Source organism: Streptomyces sp. NPDC057623 (assembly GCF_042800355.1).
Classification (GTDB): domain Bacteria; phylum Actinomycetota; class Actinomycetes; order Streptomycetales; family Streptomycetaceae; genus Streptomyces.
The window spans coordinates 81,619-104,443 of the sequence record NZ_JBHVGZ010000002.1; the positions used below are offsets into that span (position 1 = coordinate 81,619).

General features: G+C 69.6%; 22 protein-coding genes. 21 read left to right on the top strand and 1 reads right to left on the bottom strand.

From position 1 onward, the window contains the following. Positions 1 to 133 precede the first annotated feature (133 nt). From ACFU95_RS02570 to ACFU95_RS02605, 8 genes are all read left to right on the top strand, one after another. Positions 134 to 1,237, top strand: coding sequence for a PqqD family protein (locus ACFU95_RS02570; protein ID WP_383820650.1), 1,104 nt, complete (start codon positions 134 to 136; stop codon positions 1,235 to 1,237). A 15-nt stretch (positions 1,238 to 1,252) separates the two neighbouring features. Beyond that, positions 1,253 to 2,605, top strand: coding sequence for a metallopeptidase TldD-related protein (locus ACFU95_RS02575; RefSeq protein ID WP_383820652.1), 1,353 nt, complete (start codon positions 1,253 to 1,255; stop codon positions 2,603 to 2,605). Next, positions 2,602 to 3,945: a metallopeptidase TldD-related protein gene (locus ACFU95_RS02580; protein WP_383820654.1), complete on the top strand. Its 1,344-nt coding sequence runs from the start codon at positions 2,602 to 2,604 to the stop codon at positions 3,943 to 3,945. The genes ACFU95_RS02575 and ACFU95_RS02580 overlap by 4 nt, the downstream gene beginning before the upstream one ends. Positions 3,946 to 3,947: 2 nt before the next feature. After that, entirely contained in the window at positions 3,948 to 4,892 is a 945-nt protein-coding gene (locus ACFU95_RS02585; RefSeq protein ID WP_383820657.1) for an ATP-binding cassette domain-containing protein, read from the top strand. After that, on the top strand, positions 4,889 to 5,638 hold the full coding sequence (locus ACFU95_RS02590) for an ABC transporter permease (protein WP_383820659.1): 750 nt from the start codon (positions 4,889 to 4,891) through the stop codon (positions 5,636 to 5,638). Before ACFU95_RS02585 ends, ACFU95_RS02590 begins: the two co-directional genes overlap by 4 nt. Before the next feature lie 2 nt (positions 5,639 to 5,640). Beyond that, complete coding sequence (locus tag ACFU95_RS02595) at positions 5,641 to 6,396, top strand: ABC transporter permease (protein ID WP_383820662.1); 756 nt, start codon at positions 5,641 to 5,643, stop codon at positions 6,394 to 6,396. A 43-nt stretch (positions 6,397 to 6,439) separates the two neighbouring features. Beyond that, the gene (locus ACFU95_RS02600) at positions 6,440 to 6,949 is read left to right on the top strand and encodes a CYTH domain-containing protein (RefSeq protein WP_383820665.1); all 510 of its coding nucleotides are present in this window, start codon (positions 6,440 to 6,442) and stop codon (positions 6,947 to 6,949) included. A gap of 489 nt (positions 6,950 to 7,438) precedes the next feature. Beyond that, on the top strand, positions 7,439 to 8,107 hold the full coding sequence (locus ACFU95_RS02605) for a LuxR C-terminal-related transcriptional regulator (protein WP_383820667.1): 669 nt from the start codon (positions 7,439 to 7,441) through the stop codon (positions 8,105 to 8,107). 97 nt (positions 8,108 to 8,204) lie between these two features. Here the strand turns inward: ACFU95_RS02605 and ACFU95_RS02610 are convergent, their stop codons facing one another. Then, positions 8,205 to 8,345, bottom strand: a complete 141-nt coding sequence (locus ACFU95_RS02610) for a hypothetical protein (protein ID WP_383820670.1) — start codon at positions 8,343 to 8,345, stop codon at positions 8,205 to 8,207. A gap of 702 nt (positions 8,346 to 9,047) precedes the next feature. Here ACFU95_RS02610 and ACFU95_RS02615 point away from each other — a divergent pair. The 13 genes from ACFU95_RS02615 (at position 9,048) to phnE (ending at position 22,787) form a co-directional block, all read left to right on the top strand. Next, positions 9,048 to 10,673, top strand: coding sequence for a B12-binding domain-containing radical SAM protein (locus tag ACFU95_RS02615; protein WP_383820672.1), 1,626 nt, complete (start codon positions 9,048 to 9,050; stop codon positions 10,671 to 10,673). A 16-nt stretch (positions 10,674 to 10,689) separates the two neighbouring features. After that, a complete protein-coding gene (locus tag ACFU95_RS02620; RefSeq protein WP_383820675.1) occupies positions 10,690 to 11,283 on the top strand; it encodes a helix-turn-helix domain-containing protein in 594 nt (197 codons plus the stop codon). A 91-nt stretch (positions 11,284 to 11,374) separates the two neighbouring features. Further along, on the top strand, positions 11,375 to 12,007 hold the full coding sequence (locus tag ACFU95_RS02625) for a DUF402 domain-containing protein (protein ID WP_383820677.1): 633 nt from the start codon (positions 11,375 to 11,377) through the stop codon (positions 12,005 to 12,007). Between the two features lie 4 nt (positions 12,008 to 12,011). After that, positions 12,012 to 12,812 carry an isopentenyl phosphate kinase family protein gene (locus ACFU95_RS02630; RefSeq protein WP_383820680.1) on the top strand — a complete coding sequence of 267 codons (801 nt, stop codon included), beginning with the start codon at positions 12,012 to 12,014 and terminating at the stop codon, positions 12,810 to 12,812. A gap of 16 nt (positions 12,813 to 12,828) precedes the next feature. Then, complete coding sequence (locus ACFU95_RS02635; protein WP_383820682.1) at positions 12,829 to 13,821, top strand: FomB family phosphonate monophosphate kinase; 993 nt, start codon at positions 12,829 to 12,831, stop codon at positions 13,819 to 13,821. A gap of 29 nt (positions 13,822 to 13,850) precedes the next feature. Continuing rightward, the gene (gene aepX, locus ACFU95_RS02640) at positions 13,851 to 15,158 is read left to right on the top strand and encodes a phosphoenolpyruvate mutase (RefSeq protein ID WP_383820685.1); all 1,308 of its coding nucleotides are present in this window, start codon (positions 13,851 to 13,853) and stop codon (positions 15,156 to 15,158) included. Then, the gene (gene aepY / locus ACFU95_RS02645) at positions 15,155 to 16,309 is read left to right on the top strand and encodes a phosphonopyruvate decarboxylase (protein ID WP_383820687.1); all 1,155 of its coding nucleotides are present in this window, start codon (positions 15,155 to 15,157) and stop codon (positions 16,307 to 16,309) included. Before aepX ends, aepY begins: the two co-directional genes overlap by 4 nt. Then, positions 16,306 to 17,451, top strand: coding sequence for a phosphonoacetaldehyde reductase (locus ACFU95_RS02650; RefSeq protein ID WP_383820689.1), 1,146 nt, complete (start codon positions 16,306 to 16,308; stop codon positions 17,449 to 17,451). Before aepY ends, ACFU95_RS02650 begins: the two co-directional genes overlap by 4 nt. Continuing rightward, positions 17,451 to 18,233 carry a nucleotidyltransferase domain-containing protein gene (locus tag ACFU95_RS02655; RefSeq protein WP_383820692.1) on the top strand — a complete coding sequence of 261 codons (783 nt, stop codon included), beginning with the start codon at positions 17,451 to 17,453 and terminating at the stop codon, positions 18,231 to 18,233. The genes ACFU95_RS02650 and ACFU95_RS02655 overlap by 1 nt, the downstream gene beginning before the upstream one ends. Positions 18,234 to 18,282: 49 nt before the next feature. Continuing rightward, the gene (locus ACFU95_RS02660; protein ID WP_383820694.1) at positions 18,283 to 19,200 is read left to right on the top strand and encodes an ArsR/SmtB family transcription factor; all 918 of its coding nucleotides are present in this window, start codon (positions 18,283 to 18,285) and stop codon (positions 19,198 to 19,200) included. A 59-nt stretch (positions 19,201 to 19,259) separates the two neighbouring features. Continuing rightward, a complete protein-coding gene (locus tag ACFU95_RS02665) occupies positions 19,260 to 20,213 on the top strand; it encodes a phosphate/phosphite/phosphonate ABC transporter substrate-binding protein (protein ID WP_383820697.1) in 954 nt (317 codons plus the stop codon). A gap of 40 nt (positions 20,214 to 20,253) precedes the next feature. Beyond that, positions 20,254 to 21,048: a phosphonate ABC transporter ATP-binding protein gene (gene phnC / locus ACFU95_RS02670; protein ID WP_383820699.1), complete on the top strand. Its 795-nt coding sequence runs from the start codon at positions 20,254 to 20,256 to the stop codon at positions 21,046 to 21,048. Beyond that, the gene (phnE, locus tag ACFU95_RS02675) at positions 21,045 to 22,787 is read left to right on the top strand and encodes a phosphonate ABC transporter, permease protein PhnE (RefSeq protein ID WP_383820701.1); all 1,743 of its coding nucleotides are present in this window, start codon (positions 21,045 to 21,047) and stop codon (positions 22,785 to 22,787) included. Before phnC ends, phnE begins: the two co-directional genes overlap by 4 nt. The last annotated feature ends 38 nt before the right edge of the window (positions 22,788 to 22,825 follow it).

Genomic DNA, 22,825 nt, shown 5'->3' on the forward strand with positions numbered 1-22,825 from the left:
CGACTGTGGGGAATGGGGCGAACGCCGCCAATGGGGCGAACTTTGCCACTGTCGGAGGAAGGCGGGGGGGGGAGCTTCTCCGGCTCTCGCCACGTCAGAACCGCGCCTCCGCAAAGAAAAGGACTCACCGAGGATGGGGAACTCCGCGATCGAGGAGAAGATGGACGCGGCCCGGAAACTGGGCCACGCGCTGGCGGCGGACGCCGGCGGAGCCATCGACTCCGTCTACATTGCCGGGAGCCTTACCGCCGGTCTCGGCAACCCCACCAGCGACGCGGACCTGTTCGTCCTGCTCGGGCCCGGCGTTCCGGTCCCGGACGACGCGGGCCAGTACACGGTCGACGGCCACCGCGTCGACGTCGAGCGATTCCCCCTGGACGAGGTCGAGGCCATGGTCGAGGAGGTCGTCGGCTTCGAGTTGAGCCGGGACAGCCTCACCGACCTGCACAAGCTGCCGAAGAAGCTGGACTTCGTCCTGCGGCTGAACTCCTCCGAGACGGTGGTCGAGTCGGAGGCCCTGACGCTGATGAAGCGGCGGATCGCCGACTCCGCGGCGGCCCTTCGCCGCACGTCGATCAACTACTCCGCCATCGCGCTCAACGGCCACCTGGAGGACTTCCTCGGGGCCGCGTCGGAGGGCGACCTGGACACGGCGGCGTTCGCGGGCCAGGACCTCGTCGCCTACGCGGGCAAGGCCCTCGCGGCCGCCTCGGGCGACCTCTACTTCAGCAACAAGTGGGTGTACAAGCAGCTCACCCGCACTCCGATCGACGGCTTCCCGCTGGACCTGTTCCGTCACTACCAGCGGGGCGCCTGGACCGAGCGGGGCACCGCCGCCGCCGAGTCCCTCGTGCTGTTCACCCAGACGTGCGTCGCCGTCAGCCAGCTGCTCGCGGAGGCCGGTGTGCCGCTCGGCGTCTGGCCGTCCTGGCAGCCCGGCACCCGGGGAACGCGCCTGTGGCGCAACACCACGTTCAACGTGCTGCGGGTCTCCGAGGGCGTGCTCCTGCACTGGGAACTCAACCGCCAGCTCGTCCTGAAGGAACAGCCGGCCTACGTCTGGGCGCTGTGCGACGGACGTTCGGTGGACGAGATCGTGGCCGGCGTGCGATCCCTGGGCGAGAGCGTGCCGGCCCTGGAGGGCGTGACGAGGGAGCGTGTCGAGGCCGTCCTCGCCGCGCTCCAGAAGAGGGGACTCGTCGGCACCGAGCCGTTCTCCTCCCTCGGCACGGTCTGACCGAGGCGGACGGCGGTGTCGAATCTCCTGCGTCCGGTCGAACCGGACACCGGGCGACTGCTGGAGCTCGCCGACTGGGCCGTCGGCGAGCTGGGAGCGGCGGCCGACTACGTACAGGTCTTCGCCGAGTCGACCCTCCATGTGAAGGTGGAGTGCGTCGACGGCGGGGTGCTGGCGGTCTGCGTGGAGCCCCGTGACGGGCTCTGCTGTCTGGTGACGAAGGACGGCCTGTGGCGGTTCAAGGCGGTCGCTCCCTCGCAACTGCCCGCCCTGGCGAGCCGGCTCGGCGCCGCGGGCGCTGCCGCCGCGCCGCCCTGGGAGACCTCGGCCACCGCCGACGGGTTCACTCCGCTCGCCGCCCCCGCCTGGTCCGTTCCTGATCACCAGGGTGCCGGCCGCGCGCACACCCTCCGCTCGGTGGAGGACTTCGTCTGCCGCAACACCGCGGTGGCGGACACGAACGGAGTTCGGTCCCTCACCACCACGCGGACGCTGCGTCAGCGGGTGGAGGCGACCGTGTCCGTGCACGGTCGCCTCTACCGCGGCCTGAACCGCTGGCTCAGCAACGGCGAAGAGGAGCGGATCCACCCCGGCGCCCACGAGGTCTCCCGGGTGGCCCTGGAGCACGCGAGGAACTCCGCCGCGGCGGTCATGACCGGCAGGCACCGGACCCCCGTGGTCTTCGGCCCCGCGGCGGCCGCCGGATTCCTGCACGAGCTCGTCGGACACGCGCTGGAGGCCGACAACTTCTCGCTCGGCAGCGACTACATCACGCGCCTGCGCAGGCCCGGCATCGTTCCTGCCGCGCTCACCCTCCGGGACGACGCCACGGTGGCCCACGGGTACGGCTCGTACGCGACCGACGACGAGGGACGAGCGGCGGGCGTCACCACGCTCCTGGAGAACGGGGAGATCGGCGCACCGCTGACCGCCCTGCGGGCCGCGCAGCGGGGCGGGCACCGGCCCACCGCCAACGGCCGGCGTCAGGACTACCGGTTCCTCGCGATTCCCCGGGCCACCAACACCGTCGCCCTCCCCGGGCCGGACGACCCCGGCCGGTTGGCCGAGGACCCGTCGAACGGGGTGCTCCAGGTCGGCTGTCTCGGCGCCGGAATGATCAACCTGAGCACGGGCGAGTTCTCCTTCGCCGCGCTCAACTGCTCCTACGTCACACCCGCCGGCGACCGGGTGCCCGTGCGCGACGTGAGCCTGGTGGGTGACGCGCTCGCGACGCTGGCCCGGCTGGAGGGCATCGGGTCGGACTTCGGCGGCGACAACGTCACCTGCGGCAAGCAGGGCCAGTCCCTGGGAATCGGGATCTACTCCCCGTCGATGCGCTACGCGGCGCTTGATTGGAGTGCGGGATGAGGCGCCTGCACAGCCGGACCGACGAGGCGCTGGCGTTCGCGGACGCCGTCGAACGCGGCCTGCGGCCGGAGGAACGGTCCTTCACGTACATCAGCCGGACCGGACGGCGCGGCCTGGGCATCGACCCCTCCGGTGCCGCCCGGCTGACCGTCCAGAACGGCAAGCTCGGCGGCTATGTGCTGCTGTCCCGCGACCGCCACGAGCTCTATGTGCATACGCCCGACATGGCCGCCGGCGAGGCCGCCCGGGTTCTGACGGCCGGCCGGGCACAGATCTCGCTGGGCCGGCCGCGCGGGGCCGCGGCGTCCGGGGCGTCGCGCCGGGAAACCCCGGTCGTGGACGGCGACTGGCACAACGTCGAGGAGTCGGACGAACTGGAGCCGCTCGCCGCCGGACCCGGACCGCTCCTGGAGCGCCTGACGGACGGCATGGGACCGCGATGCGCCCTGCGGGCGGTGAACGTGACCGAAGTGCTGAGCGAGTCCGTCTGCGCGGCGTCGGAGGGAACCCGCGCGGTGAGCAGGTGCCGTGGGGTGGAACTGCACGCCACCGCGGCCGACGCCGACGGCGCCGTCGGTGCCTCGCTGTCCCGCTACGCGGCCACCCTGGACCGGGTGGACGCGGCCGGACTGGGACGTGAACTGGCCCTCACCGTCAAGGCGTTGTCCCCGCCCACGAAGGACTTCGACGGACCGGAGGTGCGCTTCACCCCGTCGGCGGCCGCGCAGCTGCTGCGCGCGGTCGTGGCCGGTCTGCTGCTCAACCCGATGGTGGACTGCCCCCCGTTGGGCGTGGCCCTGGTGGACGACGGCCGGGCCGAGGACGGTCCGGCGGCCCACGCCTTCGACTGCGAGGGCACGCCCACCGGCGCCATGGAGCTGGTGACCGGCCAGGGCGCCCAGCAGGGCATCGCCACCCGCCTCACCTCGGTGGCGGGGACGGACGGCGCGCCGGTGGACCGGCTGACGGGACACGCCCGCTGGGACCCGGTCCGCAACCTCCCGCTGCCGGCCGCGACGAACGTACGGCTGGTGCCCGCCGACCGCCTGGAGGCCCCCTGGAGCGGGGAGCGCTGTGTCGTGGCCGACGTCCGCAGCCTCGGCGTGGAGGAGCACCGGTCGAGCGGGAAGCTGGCCTTCCGGTTGCTGGCGGTCCGTGCCGTGGACGGCGTTCCGGCACACGCGTACACACCGATGGTGGTGGAGGGGGAGGCCGCCGCCTTCCTGGCCGCGATCACGGGTGCGGGCGAGACCGTTTCCTACCACCCCGGTCCCTTCGCCGTCGGTGGCGCCGACCTGGTGATGGATCTTTCCCGACTGCGTTCGAAGAGTGAGGCGTGATCATGTCGACTCAGCGTGGCCTTCACGTGACCAACCTGTGCCGCGAGTTCACCGCCCGCGACGGGAAAGTGCGCCAGGCGGTGGACAACGTCAGTCTCACCGTGGGCGCGGGGGAGCTGGTGTCCGTGCTCGGGCCCAACGGGGCGGGCAAGACCACCACGGTCCGGATGCTGACCGGCCTGCTCATGCCGACCTCGGGCACGGTCGTGATCGACGGGCACGATGTGGTGCGGGACCGCCGCCGGGCGTCCCTGGCCTGCGGCTTCAGCCTCGGCGGGGACACGGGCCTGTACCCCCGGCTGACGGCCCAGCAGAACCTGACGTTCTTCGGCATGATGTACGGCCTGCGGGGCAAGGCCCTCAAGGCCAGGGCCGGGGAGCTGCTGGCGGCCGTGGACCTCGAACACCGGGCCGATGACGTGGTGGGTTCCTTCTCCCGTGGGATGAAGCAGCGCTTGCACCTGGCGCGGTCGCTGCTGCACGACCCGGCCGTCCTCATTCTCGACGAACCGTCGGCGGGCCTCGACCCGCAGTCGGCCGCGGCCATGCGCGCACTGGTCGCCCGGCTGTCCGGTGAGGGGCGCAGCATTCTGCTGACGACGCACGACATGCGTGAGGCCGAGGAGCTCAGCGATCGCATCGTGCTCATGAAGGACGGCCGCATCCAGACCGAGTCCACCGCTTCCGAGCTGCGCCTGGCGGCGGCCGAACGGCTCGGCCACACGGTGAACGTCGTCTTCGCCGGCGGCACGGTGCCCGACGAGATGGCCGCCTGCCCCGGGACGCTCAGCGAGCAGCGGGACGGGGGGAGCGTGACCCTGCGGGCGATCGACGGCGCGGGCACGGTGCAGTGGGTCCTGACGAACTTCCCCGGCCGGACGGTGAGCGTGTCCGTCACCCCGCCCACCCTCGAAGAGGTCTTCCTGGAGATGGTGAGCGCCACGTGAACACCACCTTCCTGCGGTCCGCGGCGGATCAGCTCCGCATGCACGCCAAGAGCCCCATGTCCACCTTCATGGCCGTGGCCTTCCCCTGTGCTTTCGCCTTCGTCATCCGGAGCAACGCCACCGGAGGAAACCGGGCGGCGGAACTCACCGCCGACCTGTCCGTCGGCACCGCGGGCATCGGCATGCTCGACGCGATCATCGTCATGGTGGTCTTCAGCCTGCTCGGCGAGAAGCAGTGGAAGACGCTCTACGCGGCTCTCGGCAGCCCGGGCGGCCTGGTGCCCGTCGTGCTCGGGCGGCTGGGCGGCATCGTGGTCCAGTCCCTGATCGCCCTTCCGGGCACGTTCGTGGTCCTGGCGCTGTTCTGGGGCATCGACGGCGGCTTCGCCTGGGGGCGCTGGCTGGTCGGCGGGGTGCTGCTCGCGCTGGCCACCGCCTCCGTCGTGGGGCTGCTCGCGGTGGCGGTGCTCCGCTTCCCCTACTCCGCCGGCATGACCAACGGACTGACCGGCCTGCTGATGGCCCTCTCCGCACTGATCGTCCCGCAGTCCGCGCTGCCGGGACCGGTGCGGGCGGCCGCCCTCCTGCTGCCCCAGTCGCACGTCATGGCGTGGGTGCGCGGCGGCGCGATCGGCGACATCGCGGCGGCCGTGCTGCTCACCGCCTGCTACGCGGCGCTGGTCGTGCTGCTGGTCCACCGGCTGGAGGCAGCAGTCCGCCGGAAGTCCGTCCCCCTGGAGGTCTGATCATGACCACCGTGCTGAGAGGAGCTCTGCTCTCCTACAAGGCGCTGTTCACCTGGCTCAACCCGCTCGGCTACCTGAGTTCACGCATCGTCCGGCCGGTCGGCATGGCGATCGCCTTCATCTCCCTCTCCTCCTACTACGGCGCCGCGATCGGGAGGATGCTCATCGGCTCCAGCCTGTTGGCGGGTGCCGGGGCGGTCATCTACGGGATGGCCCTGTCCGTGGGCAACGAACGGTCCTACGGCACCCTGGGAATCTGGCTCGCGTCGCCGCAGAGCAAGCTCGCCGCGGCCTCTCAGCGGGCGCTGCCGCACATCGCGGACGGTGTCTTCGGCGGTCTGTGGACCTACCTGGCGTGCGGTCTGCTGTACGGGGAAATGCCCATCGGAGTACTACCGTTCACCGGCCTGCTGACCCTCGCCGTACTGACCACCGCCGGGTTCGGCCTCGCGCTGTCCGCGCTGGCGCTCGTGGTCGAGGACCTGTTCATCGGACCCAACGCCGCCGAACTGGTCCTGATGATGCTCACGGGGACACTCGTCCCCTACGACAGGCTGCCGGGCTTCCTCCAGCCGGTCAGCGACCTTCTCCCGATCACCCACATCATGGCCGCGGTGACCGACCGGCTGTCCGGATCGGGCTGGGACACACGGCAGTTGTTCGCCGAGGCCGCCGTGGGAGCGGGCTGGTTCGTGGTGAGCTCCTGCTTCATGTTCTGGACGGTGAAGCGGGCCACCCACCGGACGGAGCCGGCATGACATCGGCCGCCCGCCGGACAGTACAAGCCGATTGTGAGGCCCCGTGACAAACCTGGAAATCGAGCGCAAGTTCAAGATCGAGGACGGCTGGGAGGTGCCGTCCGACGCGGCCTCGCAGCATGTGAGACAGGCCTACCTGACCCCTCGGGGGGCCGACCCGGAGATCCGGGTGCGGGCCAAGGGCGCCGCACGCGTCCTGACCGTGAAGGCCGCCGCGGCCGGGGCGGGGCCACTGGTGCGCCGGGAGGTCGAGTTCGAGATCGCCCCCGATGTCTTCGAGCAGCTCTGGAAGTTGTCCCGCGGCGACTGCCTGGACAAGCGGCGCTGGAACATCCCGTACGAGGGCCGGACCGTGACGGTCGACGTGTACGAGGGGCCGTTGGCGGGACTGCGCGTCGCCGAGATCGAGTTCGACAGTGTCGACGAGGCCGGCGCCTTCGAGCCTCCCGAGTGGTTCGGCGCGGAGGTCACGGGCGACCCGGCGTGGAGCAACCGTGAACTGGCCGCGGTCCGCGCCCGAAGCGGGGCCGTCCTCCCGGACCAGGCGCCCTGACAACGGGAAATCCCGAGTTGAGTCAACGTCCGGACAAACGCTGGGTTCCGTACGGAGCAGAGTCCCGGGTCGAAATCCGGCCGCTCTTTTTCGGCCGAAAATGACAAGGTGGGCGCCGTAGCGGACTCGGTCGCAAAGGGAATTGGTTCCGCCGGTTGCACAGATGCAAATACCTCCGCGCATCTGTGCAGTCCCGCGGCTCAGGTCGTCAGTCGCTCGATGAGGTACGCTTGGCAGCTGCCATCGGGCTCTCTGTTTCACCAAATGGGGTGGTGTGAAAGGTGCTTCCGATGGCGTGAACTGGGGGTGGGGGAGTTCATGTCAGCGATTGTTCGATCCCGTTTTTCCTTTGAGTCTGATTCGCCACCTCTCCCCGAGGGCGAACTCCGGCGGGCCGTGGCGCATGCCCGTGAGTGCCTGCATCAGGCCGTGCGGGAAGCGGATGAGATCTCGGCCAGGATCGAAGCGGCCGCGAACGGACTCGTGCGAATGCGGGATACTCACCAGACCGCGGTGAACGCGGAACTCGTCGTCGGGCAGGACCGCATCGCGACGCTGCTGAACAGCATGTCCTCACTCGCCCAAGAGGAAATCATCTCGATGCACCCGGGCGTCGTCCTGTCCCCGAACGAGCTGGCCAACGGCAGGAATCGCAACGGCAGTCTGCCCGAGGGCGTCGCCATGCGCACCATCCACCTCACCCCGATGAGCCGTGTGCCCCACGGTGCGGCGCACCTCCAGTCGCTGGTCGAGAGCGGCGTGGCCGTGCGCCTCGCCAACGCGCTCCCCTTCCGCCTCATCGTCGTCGACCGGCACTGGGCGATGGTCCCGGCCCCGGACATCGAGGACGAGGTCGCCCTGCTGCTGTTCCGCGGGGGAAGCATGGTCAAGCTGCTGACCAAGGTGTTCGAGCACTCCTGGCTCATGGCCTCCCCGGTCCTGGCGGCCGAGGGCCACGGGGGCGGCGAGCTCAGCCCCCAGCAGAAGGTCATGCTCAAGGCGATGGCGTCCGGGATGAAGGACGAGGCCGTCGCCCGCGAACTGGGCGTGTCCATACGCACGTACCGGCGTCTTCTCGCCAACCTCATGGAACTCATGGGCGTCGAGTCCCGGTTCCAGGCCGGAGCGAAGGCCATGAGCATGGGGTGGCTCGACTGACCGGGTGGCTCCGTGAGCAGCGTCGGGCGAAGCCGACCTGCCCGAAGCCGACCTGCCCGGAGCCATGGACCGGGAGCGGGGCGGAACGGATTACCCGCTAACCCCAGATGAGATCGTTGGCGGTGGCTTCCACGGCCGATGCGCTGTTGCCGGCGCGCACGTCCGTTTCCTTGGCCAGGGAGATTTCCGCTGCCGCGAAGAAGGGGCTGGCCGCTGTAATCGCGATGCCTGCGGTCATGGCGATACGCTGAACGGGCCTCAGGCCGGGTATCTGCGGATTCCGGTTGCGCGAAGTGTGTGCCACGTGGGTTCTCTTCTATTCCTCAGGCCCAGGAAGCTGCGGCTCTCGTTCCTCCGGGGGCGAATCACTGGATAGCCACGATTCTTCTTGCGTGACGGAATCAGAACAACCCTTCGAGGTGGCGCAGATCGGCCATGGCAGGAAAAGGCCGGGGTGCCATGTCGTGGCCGTCCGGCGGCAGCGCGGGAAGCGGCCGGGGAGGACAGATCCGTGGGCGGAAGGCGGAACGCGGGCGTCCGGCCCGTCATCGGGCAAGGCCGCTGGGGACCGTCGGGCTCGACAGCGAAATGATCTAGGGATGTCGCCGGCCGCTTGCCGCTTCCGGCAATTCAAGAGCCGCTGATAATCCGCGTCTGCTGCCGCGCATGATTCGGCGCGGCGCAGTACACGCGCACCACACTGCGTTCAGCGGCGGCCGGAAATCAACCGTGTCGGCATGGCCGCCACCGGCCATGGCACCCATGCGCCAAACGGAAAGTGGCCCAAACTGGGCAGGCGGTCGGCCGTGGAGATTTTATGTTGACGCGATTCAAAGTCTGGGCTTACGTTGATGCGGCTTCCCTCTCATGCTCAGTCATCCTTCACGACCGGATCGGGTTCCGCACCGGAAGAGTTCCATTCGAGAGAAACGCGGCGGCTTTGAGTAACACACAGAATCTCCTGACGATCGGCTCGCTGGGCTCTACCGAATTCGCCCTGCATGGAAAGCCGTCCATTAGATGGGGCGATCTGCCGCAACGCGTCGGCAGGAAGTCCGCGCGACGCTATCAGAAAGTTCTGCTGCTCAATCCCGCGGCTACCCTGTACCGGCACGACCTGCCGCGCTGCACGTATCCGCTCGGTATCGGATACCTCGCGGCCGTCCTGGAGAAGTACGACTACGAGGTCAGGGTCCTCGATGTGTTCGCCGAGGGCTACTACAACGCCGAGTCGGTCGAGGGCGACCCGCAGTTCCTGCGTTACGGGCTGTCGGACGACGACGTCATCAAGGTGATGCGCGAGTTCGGCCCCGATGTCATCGGCGTCTCCAGCATTTTCAGCAACCAGGCCGACAACGTGCACAACCTGCTCCGCCTGGCGGACCTGGTCGTACCCGAGGCCGTGACGGCCATCGGAGGTGCCCACGCCCGGTACTTCCCCAAGGCGTGCCTGGAGGACCCCAATCTCGACGCCGTGTTCCTCGGCGAGGGCGAGATGACCTTCCTGCTGTGGATGGAGTACCTCAACGGCACCGTGCGCCAGGACGAGGTTCACGGCATCGCGCTGCGGGACCGTGACGGCGCCATCCAGATCAAGCCGGAACTGCCGCTCATCAGCTCCATGCGTCCGGAAGGACCCGAGCACGGGAAGTCGTCTCCCATGCTGAGCATGGCGGGGGAGCTGGACCACATTCCGTTCCCCGCCTGGCACCACTTCAACATGGAGAAGTACTTCGAGATCAAGGCCTACCAGTCGCCGTACACGGTCGGCTCCCGGGTGGGCCAGCTGTACACCAGTCGCGGTTGTACGGCGCACTGCACGTTCTGCACGACCACTCACTTCTGGGGCCAGAAGCTCCGGCGGCGCAGTGTGGACAATGTCGTGAACGAGGTGGTGCGGCTGCGCGACGAATACGGAATCGACGAGTTCCATATTCAGGACGACAACATCACGAACGACATGGACCACGCCCGTGAACTCTTCCGGGCGTTCCGCGAGGTGGGTCTGCCCTGGGCGACACCTCAGGGCACGGCGCTGTGGCGGATGGACGAAGAACTGCTCGACCTCATGGCGGAGTCCGGGGCCTACCAGGTGACGTTCGCCATCGAGAGCGGGGTGCAGCGCGTTCTCAAGGAGCTCATCAAGAAGCCGCTCAATCTCGAGCGCACCTCACACCTCATCAAGTACGCCCGAGGGCTCGGAATGCACGTGCACGGGTTCTTCATCATCGGTATGCCGCCGATGTTCGGACACGACGGCGAGACGATCGAGGAGATGCAGGCATCGTACGACTATGCCGAGGAGGCGGGCTTCAACAGCGCCTCCTTCTTCGCGGCGTCGCCGATCGTCGGTTCCGAACTCCTCCGTGAATGCATTCGGCAGGGCTTCGTGGACAAGCAGGAGTCCCTGTACCGGATGACCTACAAGCAGGGAATCATCAACGTTCCCGGTTTGTGGGGCGGCGAGGAGATCGCCGATCTCGCCGCGAAGTTCAACCGGGACTTCAACGCGCGTAAGGAACGTGCCTACACGCCGCAGAAGCAGTGGAACGAACAGCAGTACTGACTTCAGGGAGGAAAAAGTGAGCAACACCATGACGGCGAGTGGCTTCGGAGCGCGGCTCAAGGAGCGGCGCGAGCAGGTCAAGATGGATCACGCCGCCCTGGCCAAGCTCCTCGGCGAGACACCGGACACGGTCGCCGCCTGGGAGAACGGCGACGGCGGAGAGCTCACGCTGACGCAACTCGCCAAGATCGCGGACGTACTCGGCACCTCGATCGGAGCGCTGACTCCGCCGGCCGAGAGCGACCTGAACAACGGCGTCGTCATCCAGCTCCCCGAGGACCGTCCGATCCTCAAGGGCGTGCGCGACAACGTCGACTACTACGTCTACAACTGCCTGGTCCGCACCAAGAGGGCGCCCTCGCTGGTTCCCCTGGTGGTCGACGTGCTCACGGACGACCCCGACGAGGCGAAGTTCAACTCCGGCCACGCCGGCAACGAGTTCCTCTTCGTGCTGGAGGGTGAGATCCACATGAAGTGGGGCGACGCCGAGAACCCCCAGGAGGCCGTGCTCCCGACCGGGGCCAGCCTGTTCGTGGAGGAGCACGTGCCGCACGCCTTCACCGCGGCAAAGGGAACGGGCAGCGCCAAGCTCATCGCCGTGAACTTCTGACGTCCGCCGTCACGGGTGGGGCACCTCCACCCGTGACACCGGCCGTCTGCCGGATCTGCCGAGTTGCTGCTGGATGGATGGGAACGGCGTGATGAGCGGGGCAGGCCCCCAAGGCACCGGGGCGCAGGGGTTCGGCCCCGGCACGATCGTCGAACGGCGTGACGTGCTGGACGGCCGCACCTGGATCTCCTACCCCGTGCGGGTAGTGGTGGACAGCCCCCGGCTGGTGGCTCTCTACCTGTCCCGGGGGACTCGACTCCGGTTCGGCAACGGCCCGTTCAGCTGGGGCCCGCACCCCTGGAAGCAGATCGGCGACCGGTGGCAGAGCGCCGGCGTCCTCCAACTGCACCGACCGGGCCGGGGGCACTCCGTGTGGGTGTCGAAGGACCCGGAGACCGGTGCGTTCGAGAAGTGGTACGTGAACCTGGAGGCGCCCCTGCGCAGGAACGCCACCGGGTTCAGCACGCTGGACCACGAGATCGACCTCATCGTGCCGACGGGGACGAACGTGTGCCGGTGGAAGGACCTCGACAAGTTCGAACTGCGGGTGCGGCGAGGGCATTTCACCCCGGAGGAAGCGGCCGCGATACGTGCGGAGGCGGCGAGCGTCGCACGGTCGGTCGCCGAGGGCACGCAGTGGTGGGAGAGCGGCTGGGCGCTGTGGGAGGCGCCGGGTGACTGGGGGCCGCTCTCGTCGCAGACTTCCGAAAGGGAAGGGTTCTAGGGGAATGACCCCGGATTTCTTGGCCGTCAAGGTGGGCGGCAGCCTGTTCTCACGCAAGGACGAGCCCGGGCACGTGGACGAGACGGCCGTGTCGCGCTTCGCCAGGAGCTTCACCAAGCTCAGCCGGGCGTTCCCCGGCCGCATGGTCCTCATCAGCGGCGGCGGGGCCTTCGGGCACGGGGCCATCCGGCATCACGACACCGCGAACACCCTCTCGCTCGCCGCCCTGACCGAGGCCACCTTCGAGGTGAAGAAGAGGTGGGCCGCGCAGCTGCGTGCGGAGGGGGTGGACGCCTTCCCGTTGCAGCTCGCGGCGATGTGCACGCTCCGCGACGGCGCCCCGCAGCTCGGCTCGTCCGTCCTGCGGGAGTTGCTGGACCGGGGCGTCGTGCCGGTCCTGGCGGGTGACGCCCTGCTCGACGAGCACGCGGGTCTGGCCACCTTCTCCAGCGACCGCGTACCGGAGGCACTGCTGCCGCTGGTCACCGGGCGCCTGCGGGTGGTTACCCTCACCGACGTGGACGGGATCGTCACCGACGGCGCCGGGGGAGACCGCATCCTGGCGGAGGTCGACGCCCGCGCGCCCGAGCCGGCCTACGCGGCGCTGTGGGGGAGCAGCGAGTGGGACGCGACCGGCGCCATGCACACGAAGCTGGACGCCCTAGTCGCGTGCGCCCGCGCCGGAGCCGAGTGCTTCATCATGCGCGGCGACCCGGGAACGGAACTCGACTTCCTGGCCGACCCCTACGACTCATGGCCGTCGCATGTGCGGTCCACACGGATCATCGCGTCGGGCACGGGTTGAGGAGAGCACGAAGACCATGGAAAACCTCACGACACGCAGCAGCCGGCTGGTCGATCTCAACCTGCTCAAGGTCAGGGTCGCCTCGAACCTCGAGGAGTTCCCCGCCTATTCCTACTTCTCGTCCTTCTGCGCGGACCAGCAGGCGACCGCCGACTACGAGGTCGTCTGCGTCGATCTGGACCGGGACGAGATACCGGAGTCGGTCTACGCGGACAAGGTGGACAAGACCTTCAGGGGCAAGCGTTTCAAGTCCGGCTACTTTCTCGTGCACTACTTCGGAGAACCCGCCCATCTGGTGACGGTCGGCCGGACGTTCTACGTTTTCGGCCGGGCACTGGAGAAGACGGTCTGGCCCTACTTCGTCAAGCACATTCTGACGATCTTCGCCGCGGACCAGGGTTTCCTGCATCTGAAGGCCGCCGGATTCGAGCTGCCCGGAGCGGGCGCGACCCTGCTGGCCGGCCGCAACGGCGCCGGCAAGACGGTCTTCCTGGCGCAGGCGTGCCTGGCGGGCGCCCGGTTCCTCAGCAACACCCACACCCTGGTGCGCGAGGGGGTCGCGCACGGCGTCCCGTCCTCCATCCGGGTCCGCCGTGACCAGTGCTTCGGCGAGCTGATCGACCGGCACGGGCTGACCCCGCACATGGAGTCCGGCGACTACGTCACCGACGCCTCGACGCTCTTCGACAGTCCGAGGACCGACAGCGCTGCGGTGCGCAACGTCGTCATCGTCGACTACAACCCCGCGTCCCCGCAGGGGCTGACCCGTATCTCCCCCGGTGCGGCCGAAGTCTTCATGGACCAGTTCTCGTTCGCGGTCACCACCTATGGACTCAAGGACGACCTGCTGGCTCATCACGGATCCGATTTCGACGCCTACGTCGATTCCCTGGGACGCATGCGACGGCAACTGACGCAGCTGGTCGAGGGAGCAGAGTGTTACCGGGCCAATGTCGACATGCTCGACATCGATTCCCGGAACGCGGCGCTGAAACAGCTCGCCGCGTGAATCAGGCAACCATGGGGGAGGAGAATCGCGTGAAAAAGCCGGTTGTCTATGTCGGTATGAGCGCCGATCTGATTCATCCGGGGCACATCAACATCATCCAGCGGGCGGGGGAACTCGGCGACATCGTCATCGGTCTGCTGACCGACGAGGCGATCGCCAGCTACAAGCGGCTTCCGCACATGACGTACGAACAGCGGCGGGCGGTCGTCGAGAACCTCAAGGGCGTCACCGCCGTGGTGCCCCAGCACACCCTGGACTACGCGGAGAACCTCCGCACCGTCCGTCCCGACTTCGTCGTGCACGGCGACGACTGGCGCACGGGCGTGCAGCAGCACACGCGTCGACGGGTGATCGAGGTCCTGGCGGAGTGGGGCGGGGAGCTGGTGGAGATCCCCTACACGACGGGGATCTCGTCGACCCAGCTGAACAGGTCGGTCAAGGAGATCGGAACGACGCCGAACATCCGGCTCTCCAGGCTCCGCCGGCTGCTCGACAGCAAGGACATCGTGCGGATCCTGGAGGCGCACAACGGCCTGACGGGGCTGATCATCGAGAACGCGAAGGTCCTGATCGACAACCAGACCCGCGAGTTCGACGGAATGTGGTCGTCGTCCCTCACCGACTCCCTCGCGCGGGGAAAGCCCGACATCGAAGCGGTCGACGTGTCCTCGCGGCTCCAGACGCTGAACGAACTCTTCGAAGTCACCACGAAGCCACTGGTGTTCGACGGCGACACGGGCGGAAAGCCCGAGCACTTCGGCTTCACGGTGCGGTCCCTGGAGCGGCTCGGTGTCTCCGCGGTCATCGTCGAGGACAAGGAGGGGCTCAAGCGCAACTCGCTGTTCGGTACGGACGTCGCGCAGACCCAGGCTCCCGTGGAGGACTTCTGCGAGCGCATCCGCATCGGCAAGCGGGCGCAGATCACCGATGACTTCATGGTCATCGCGCGCGTCGAGAGCCTGATCCTCGACAAGGGGATGGACGACGCCGTCAGCCGGGCCGAGGCCTACGTGGACGCCGGAGCCGACGGCATCATGATCCACAGCAGGAGGTCGGAGCCCTCCGAGATTTTCGAGTTCTGCAAGCACTTCAACAAGCTGACCCGGCGGGTACCGCTCGTGGTGGTCCCGACCAGCTACAGCAGTGTGCGCGAGGCCGAACTCGCCGACGCCGGCGTGAACATGGTCATCTACGCCAACCACCTCATGCGCGCGGTCTATCCCCAGATGACCAGGGTCGCCGAGTCGATCCTCCAGCACGGCCGCGCGTTCGAGGCCGAGCCGATGCTCGCCTCGATCAAGGAAGCACTGTCCATCATCCCGGAGAACGCCGCGTGATCCGCCCCGAGGACCTCGCGGCCGGGCTGGCGGCAGCGGGTGTGTCGCTGTACTGCGGGGTGCCGGACAGTCTGCTCAAGGAGTTCAACGCCTGCGTCGGCGGCGCGATGCCCCCGGGCGGGCACGTGATCGCCGCGAACGAGGGCAACGCCGTCGGACTGGCCATCGGCCACTACCTGCGCACCGGGTCGCCCGCGCTGGTCTACCTCCAGAACTCCGGACTCGGCAACACGGTCAACCCGCTGGCCTCGTTGGCGGATCCCGAGGTCTACGGCATCCCGATGCTGCTCCTGATCGGCTGGCGGGGGCAGCCGGGCGTTCCCGACGAACCCCAGCACCGCAAGCAGGGCAGGATCACGCCGGCGCTGCTGGACGCCCTGGAGCTGCCCTGGGCGGTGCTTCCGCGCGAGACGGCGGCGGCCGGCGAGGCCGTCCAGAAGGCGGTCGCGCACTCCGTCGCCGCCGGTACGCCCTATGTCCTGCTGGTGGAGAAGGGCACCTTCGCGCCGGCCGCGACCGAAGCCGGCGAGCCGTCGGCCGACGAGCCGGCAGCCGGGTTGCCGAGCCGTGAGGAGGCGCTGGTCACCCTCGCCGACGAGCTGGGCCCCGGGCGGGTCGTGGTGTCCAGCACCGGCATGCTCAGCCGCGAGCTCTTCGAGTATCGCGAACGCACCGCGAGCGGGGCGGCGCTGGACTTCCTCACCGTGGGCGGCATGGGCCACGCCAGCTCGATCGCCCTGGGCATCGCCCTGCGCGAGCCGGAGCGGGAGGTGTGGTGTCTGGACGGCGACGGATCACTGCTGATGCACCTGGGCGCCCTTGCCGTCACCGCGCGGCATGCCCCGCGCACGTTCTTCCACGTCGTCTTCAACAACGGGGTCCATGACAGCGTGGGCGGCCAGCCCACCTCGATCGACCAGGTGAACGTGCCGGCGCTGGCCAGGAGTTGCGGCTACCGGCACGCGGCCGGCGTGTCCTCGCCGCAGGCGCTGCCGGCCGCGGTGGCCGAACTGCGGGAGGCCGGCGGCCCCGCCCTGCTGGAGATCCGCGTCAGGCCGGGCAGCCGCGCCGACCTCGGGCGTCCCCGGGCCACCCCGGCCGAGAGCAGGACGGCGACGATGCGCGCGCTGGCGGAACGGGCGGCACCGTGAAACCCGGTAAGCCCGTGGTCCGGTACGGCCGGGGTGCCGTCACATCGGTGCCGGAGCTGGTGGAAGGCATGTCCGCCGGCAGCGTCCTCGTCGTTCACGGGGCGCGCTCGTTCGAGGCGTCCGGTGCCTCGCGGATGCTGAGTGCCTTCGGACCGCGGACCCGGGTCCGGCGCTGGCACGGCTTCTCCCCGAACCCGGACATCCGCGAGCTGGAGCCGGGGCTCGCCCTGGTCCGGGACCTGCGCCCGGACACCGTCGTCGGCGTGGGCGGCGGCAGCGCACTGGACATGGCCAAGCTGCTGTGCGCGCTTTTGGACGTGCCCCCCGGCGACGTGGAGGAGCGCATCCGGTCCGGGGCGGCGATCGAGACACGGCGTACGAAGCTCGTACTGGTGCCGACGACCGCCGGGTCCGGCAGCGAGGCCACCCATTTCGCCGTCGTGTACATCGGCGACGCCAAGTTCTCGGTGGCCGGTGCGGCCCTGCTCCCGGACGCCGCGGTCCTCGACCCGGCGCTCAGCGAGAGCGGATCCGCCTACCAGCGGGCCGCGTCCGGCGTGGACGCCGTCGCCCAGGGCATCGAGAGCCTCTGGGCCGTGCACGGTCGCCCGGAGAGCCGTGGCCTCGCCCTGCGCGGTCTGCGGCTGCTGCTGTCCGGCATCGTCGACTTCGTGTGCTCCCCGCACCCCGGGGCCGCGCGATCCATGGCCGTGGGCAGCCACCTCGTGGGGCGCGCGATCAACCTGTCCAGGACGACGGGCGCACACGCGCTGTCCTACGGAATCACGCGCCGGTACGGCGTGAGCCACGGGCACGCGGTCGCGCTCACCCTGGGCGCCTTCATGGACGCGCATGCCCGGGCGGGCGCCTCGGACCTTCGGCCGGCGGTCCGGCCGGCGGCGTACCAGCGGGCCCTCGACGACATCGCGGGGCTGCTGGGCGCGTCGGACCCGGCCGGGTCCGGCCGTCGTTTCGTCGCGCTGGCGCGCCGCCTCGGCCTGCCCATGAGCCTGTCCGAGGTGGGGGTCGGGTCCGCGGCCGAGGTACGGGGACTGGTCGCCGCCGCGAACGTCCAACGGCTCGACAACAACCCGGTCCGCTTCTCCCGGGACGAACTCACCGACCTTCTTTCGAGGTGCTGATGGACGAGTCGGTGGCCCACTGGCTGACCCCGCTCCAGGAATGCGGCCTCGTCCCGGAGGGGGTCGTCGCGGCGTTCGTCGTGGGATCCGCGGCCCGGGGCTGGCACAACGCGCGCAGTGACTTCGACATCCACGTCGTCACCCGGACCGAACGCGTCTCGGCCACCAGCAGGACCAGCACCGTTCCACTGGACCCGCCGTATGTGCGCAGCGAGGTCTTCCACCGCAAGGACAGGCGCTGGGAGGTCACCTACTGGCTTGAGCGGCAGATCGGGCAGGCCCTCGCCAAGGTCTCCTGGGAGGCGTACGAGGGCGGCCGGGTCACCGAGGAGGCGCTGACCCGCCGTGAGGAGCTGCTGCTGGCCCACCTGGGGACCTGCTTCCCCGTCCTCGGACAGGACTGGATCACGCGGACCCGCGCGCGGCTGGTGGACTCGGCGTTCCGTTCCTTCGTCGTCGTCCGGTCGCTGGGCGCCGCGGACGACGCGGTGGAGGACGCCCTGGGGCAGATGGAGGCGGGCGACCTGGAGAGCGCCACGATCTCCGCCCGGATGGCCTTCGGGCATGCCATCGACGCGCTGCTGGAGGCCGAGGGGGAGTACGGAAGCCATCTGCTGAAGTGGCGGCCCAACCGGTTCAGGGCCTGCGCTCCCCGGGCGCTCTCCTTCGACGAGTACTGGAAGATCGAGACGATGCAGGGCCACGACCCCGTCGACCCGCGGCCCTGGATCAAGAACGTGCTCACCATCTGCCAGGACATCGCCATGCGGGTGGAGGTGTGATGACGCCGGTCATCAGCCGGGCACGCCGGTCACCGGGGCGGGACGCGTCGTGATACGCCTCACCGTCGACGACGCGAGCCTCAGCACCGTACGGCTGACCTTCAGCCCGCTGTGGGAGATCATCGGAAGCCTGGGCATCCTGGCCCGCTACCGCGGGGCGGCGCCCTCCCCGTACACGGACTGGGCCCGCCGGGTGCGGGACAGACTGCCGGCGGATCTCGTCCGGATGCTGGTGGAGCCGCTGCGGCGCCCGGACCCGCGGCCGTTTCCCGCGGGCTTCGTGCCCATTCCCGACCCGGCCCGCAACACCCTGGCCGCGGAGCTGGACCACATACGGGAGGCGAGCGTCGGCGATCCGGAGGCGGAGCGCCTCGTCCCGTTGCTGGAGGAGTACTGGGACCGGGCCATCGCCCCGCACTGGAACTCCGTCCGCGCCTCGCTGGAGGAGGAGATCCTCTTCCGCGGCCGTACGCTCGCCGTCGAGGGAGCCGAACCCATGCTCACCGAGCTGGGCGGGCGCGTCGCGTGGGCGCGGCCGGTACTGACCGCGCCGTACCACCGGGATCTGGACGTCACCCTGTCCCGGTCGAAGCTGCTGCTGGTGCCGACGGTGTTCGCGGGCGGCATCCGGCTGTTCCTGGAGGAGCGCGGCGTGGTGGCGATGTCGTACCAGGCGCGCGCGACCGGCTACTTCCACGTCCTCACCGCGCGGGAACACACACCGCAGGCCGAGGACCGGCTGGCACTCCTGCTCGGCAAGGGCCGCGCGCAGGTCGTGCGCGCGCTGGACGCCCCGAGGACGACGACCGCGGTCGCGGAGGCGCTCGGCATGGCCAAGAGCACCGTCTCCCAGCATCTGGCCGTGCTGAACGACACGGGGATCGTCTGGAAGCAACGGCTCGGCGGGCGGGTCTTCTACCAACTCGACCAGAGCGGTCTCGCCCTGCTGAGACAGCTCGGCCTCTGACACCGCCCGCACTTTTCTGTGGCAGATATCGAACCGATCACCATCCAAGGGGGAAACCAATGGCTGCCCTGTCGAATTCACTCGTCAGATGTGCGGTTGTCGCTCTGCTGGGCCTCGGGCTTTCGGCGTGCGGGTCGAGTGCGGACACCCGGGGGAACGGGGATTCCGCCGGCAACGGCCGTAATCCGGAAGAGCTGGTTCTGGCGACCGTTCCCGACGAAAGCTCCTCCAGCGTGCAGACGGAATACGAGCCCCTCGCCAAGCTGCTGGAGCGGGAAACCGGGCGCAAGGTGCGCGTGGAGAAGGCGACGACCTACGCGTCCGTCATCGAGGGGCAGCGCGCGGGCAAGATCGACATCGCGATGCACGGCCCGCTCTCGTACGTGGCCGCCCGCCGCAGCGGCGTCGCGGTCACCCCGGTCGCCGCACAGGTCGAGGCCAAGGGCGACAGCTCGGGATACCGGTCCTACGCCATCGTCGAGCGCGGTTCGAAGCTGAACCGGCTGGCCGATTTCAAGGGGAAGAAGATCTGCTTCGTCGACCCCACCTCGACGTCCGGCTACCTCTACCCCATGGCGGGACTGCAGAAGGCCGGCGTCCGGGAGAAGGACCTCCAGCCGGTGATGGCGGGCGGACACGACGCCTCCGCGCTCGCCGTGCGCAGCGGTCAGTGCGACGGCGGCTTCGCCTACGACGCGATGGTGGACAAGCTGCTCGTCGAACGGGGCAACGCGAAGGCCGGCGACTTCGAGATCATCTGGAGGTCCGAGCAGATTCCCGGCTCGCCCCTCACCGTCAGCGACGAACTCGCGCCGGAACTCAAGAAGAAGATCGTCGACACGTTCCGGACCAAGGCCAACGCCGACTACCTGGAGCAGCAGGGCTTCTGCGAGGGCGAGGGCTGCAAGATCGACGGCTACTGGGGCTTCGTTCCCACGGACGACGCCGACTTCGAGAGCGTGCGCGACGTGTGCCGGCTGGTCGGCGAAGAGCAGTGCGTGGCCGACCAGTGAGCGGCATACGCGACGTCGTGCGAGGCCCGGGGAGCAGCAGATGACCGAAGACCCGCTCGTCCGACTGGAGGAAGTGGCGAAGTCCTTCGCCGGGCGTGAGGGGGAGGTGCGCGCCCTGGACGGCATCTCCTTCACCGTCGCGCCGGGGGAGTTCGTGGCCCTGCTCGGCCCCTCCGGCTCCGGGAAGTCCACGCTGCTCCAGCTGCTCAACGGTCTCCAGGCGCCGACCGCCGGCCTGGTGAGCGTGCTGGGAACCGAGCCCAGCCGATCGGGGAAGGCGGAGCTGAGGGCCCTGCGCCGCCGGGTCGGGTTCATCTTCCAGAACTTCGGCCTCGTGGGCAGCAGGACCGCGCTGGAGAACGTCTGCACCGGGGCGCTGAGCCGACTGCGCGGACCGCGTTCCGGGCTCGTCACCTACCCGCGGGCGATCCGCGAGCAGGCGTTGGCCCAGCTGGACCGGGTCGGGCTCGCGGACCAGGCCCTCCAGCGCACCGACACACTGTCAGGCGGGCAGCAGCAGCGCGTCGGTGTGGCTCGCGCCCTGATGCAGGAACCGCGCGTCCTGCTCGCCGACGAGCCCGTCAGCTCGCTCGACCCGCGGTCCTCGCAGCAGATCATGGAACTGCTGGCGGACATCAGGCAGACCGAGGGGCTCACCACCATCTGCACCCTGCACCAGGTCGACGCGGCGCTGACCTGGTCGGACCGCGTCATCGGCCTGAACGCGGGCCGCATGGTGCTCGACTCCCCGGCCGAACGCGTGAGCCGTACGGACATCGCCCGCATCTACCAGGGAGACGACGAGCCGGCGCTGTTCGTCGGTGCGCGGTCATGACTTCACGCACGCGGACCAGGGATCCCAAGGTCCGTACGGCATCCGTCGGCACCGCTCCCCGGCCCCGCACCGGGGCCGCGGCTCGCGCCCTCCCCCAACTGACCCTGTGGGCACTGGCGGTGACCGCCTGCTGGGCCGTCGTCGACCTGCGCATCAACATCGCGACGCTCGTCGACGGCGCCCACAACGCGGTGGACTTCACCGGCCGGATGCTCCCGCTCGACTTCCCGCCGCTCGCCGAGGTGGTGCGCCTGGCCGGGGAGAGCCTGTCGATCGCCGTCTGCGCCACGGTGATGTCCCTGGTCCTGAGCGTGCCGGTGAGCATGCTGGCCGCTCGCAACATCACCTCGAACGGGTACGCCCGTGGCGGCGCGCGCGGTGTGATCGTCCTGGCGCGGGCGATTCCCGACGTGATCATGGCCATCGCGGCCGTCCGGGTGTTCGGACTCGGCGCCACGGCGGGTGTCGTCGCCATGGGCCTGCACTCGGTGGGCATGGTCGCGAAGCTGTACGCCGACTCGCTGGAGGAGGCGGACGAAGGCCCGCGCCGGGCCCTGCGCGCGGCCGGCGCCTCCCGTCCCCAGGAACTGGTCGCGGCCGTCCTGCCCCAGGTGCTGCCCGCGTTCATCGCGACGGCACTGCACCGGCTGGACATCAATCTGCGCGGATCGGTGCTGCTGGGGTTCGTCGGTGTCGGCGGGATCGGCTTCGAGATCGCCCAGTCCTTCCAGCGGCTCGACTACCGCCGGGGCATGGCACTGGCCGTGGTGGTGCTCGCCCTGTGCCTGGGCATGGAACTGCTCTCCGGGACCGTCCGCCACGCGATCCTGCGCAGCGCGGTGCAGGAAGGGAAGGCACGCCGCGACCGGCTGACGAGCCGTCTGCCCGGCCGCGTCCGAGGCCGGGGACGCGCGGTGAACGGCACCGGGACGCCGGCCGGCCGGACGTCCGGCAGTCCCGGCGCCGGCCCGCCTTGGCCACCGGCCCGGCTCCGGCGCTGGGCGTACGCGGTGGTGACGGTCGTCGTCCTCTGGGCCAGTGTCCGGGGCGCCGAGCTGTCCGCGACGCAGCTGGCCGCCGGGCTGGCCGATCTCCCCCCGGTGCTCGGCCAGTATCTTCCGCCGACCGCGCCCGGCGGGCTGGAAGGGCTGTTGGACGCGCTGTGGGTGACAGTGAAGACGGCTCTCGCGGGAACGCTGCTGGGGATGGTCCTGGCCCTGCCCGTGGGAGTGCTGGCGGCCCGGAACACCTCGCCCTCTCCACGGGTTTCCCGCGTGTTCCGTACGCTGACGGTCGCCGTGCGCGGCATACCCGAGGTCGTGCTGGCCATCGTTCTCGTGGTGGTCACCGGGCTGGGCCCGGTCGCCGGCGCGCTGGCGCTGGCCGTCGGCTCCCTGGGCCTGCTGGGCAAGCTGGTCGCGGATTCCCTGGAGGAGCTCGATCCGGGCCCCGCCCGGTCGCTGGTGGCCACCGGGGCCTCCCGGTGGCAGGTGTTCTTCGCCGCGGTCCTTCCGCGGGCGCTCCCCGCACTGGCGGGCCACACGCTGTACCAGCTCGACGTCAACATCCGGTCGGCGACGCTGCTGGGGATCGTCGGGGCGGGCGGCATCGGCTTCGAACTGCTCAACGCCGCGCGGGTGCTGGAGTTCGGGCTGGTGACCACCATCGTCCTGATGCTGCTCACCGTGACCCTGATCACCGAGGCATTCGCGATGTGGATCCGCCGGGTTCTCGCGTGATGCGCGTATCTCACCCAACTGACAGCTATTTCCGACAT

Bases quoted from the DNA above. Each gene is read 5' to 3' on its own strand.
- ACFU95_RS02570 (WP_383820650.1), top strand. From the start codon at position 134: ATGGGGAACTCCGCGATCGAGGAGAAGATGGACGCGGCCCGGAAACTG.
- ACFU95_RS02580 (WP_383820654.1), top strand. From the start codon at position 2,602: ATGAGGCGCCTGCACAGCCGGACCGACGAGGCGCTGGCGTTCGCGGAC.
- ACFU95_RS02585 (WP_383820657.1), top strand. From the start codon at position 3,948: ATGTCGACTCAGCGTGGCCTTCACGTGACCAACCTGTGCCGCGAGTTC.
- ACFU95_RS02595 (WP_383820662.1), top strand. From the start codon at position 5,641: ATGACCACCGTGCTGAGAGGAGCTCTGCTCTCCTACAAGGCGCTGTTC.
- ACFU95_RS02605 (WP_383820667.1), top strand. From the start codon at position 7,439: ATGCGGGATACTCACCAGACCGCGGTGAACGCGGAACTCGTCGTCGGG.
- ACFU95_RS02610 (WP_383820670.1), bottom strand. From the start codon at position 8,345: ATGACCGCAGGCATCGCGATTACAGCGGCCAGCCCCTTCTTCGCGGCA.
- ACFU95_RS02625 (WP_383820677.1), top strand. From the start codon at position 11,375: ATGAGCGGGGCAGGCCCCCAAGGCACCGGGGCGCAGGGGTTCGGCCCC.
- ACFU95_RS02630 (WP_383820680.1), top strand. From the start codon at position 12,012: ATGACCCCGGATTTCTTGGCCGTCAAGGTGGGCGGCAGCCTGTTCTCA.
- ACFU95_RS02635 (WP_383820682.1), top strand. From the start codon at position 12,829: ATGGAAAACCTCACGACACGCAGCAGCCGGCTGGTCGATCTCAACCTG.
- ACFU95_RS02655 (WP_383820692.1), top strand. From the start codon at position 17,451: ATGGACGAGTCGGTGGCCCACTGGCTGACCCCGCTCCAGGAATGCGGC.
- ACFU95_RS02665 (WP_383820697.1), top strand. From the start codon at position 19,260: ATGGCTGCCCTGTCGAATTCACTCGTCAGATGTGCGGTTGTCGCTCTG.
- phnC (WP_383820699.1), top strand. From the start codon at position 20,254: ATGACCGAAGACCCGCTCGTCCGACTGGAGGAAGTGGCGAAGTCCTTC.
- phnE (WP_383820701.1), top strand. From the start codon at position 21,045: ATGACTTCACGCACGCGGACCAGGGATCCCAAGGTCCGTACGGCATCC.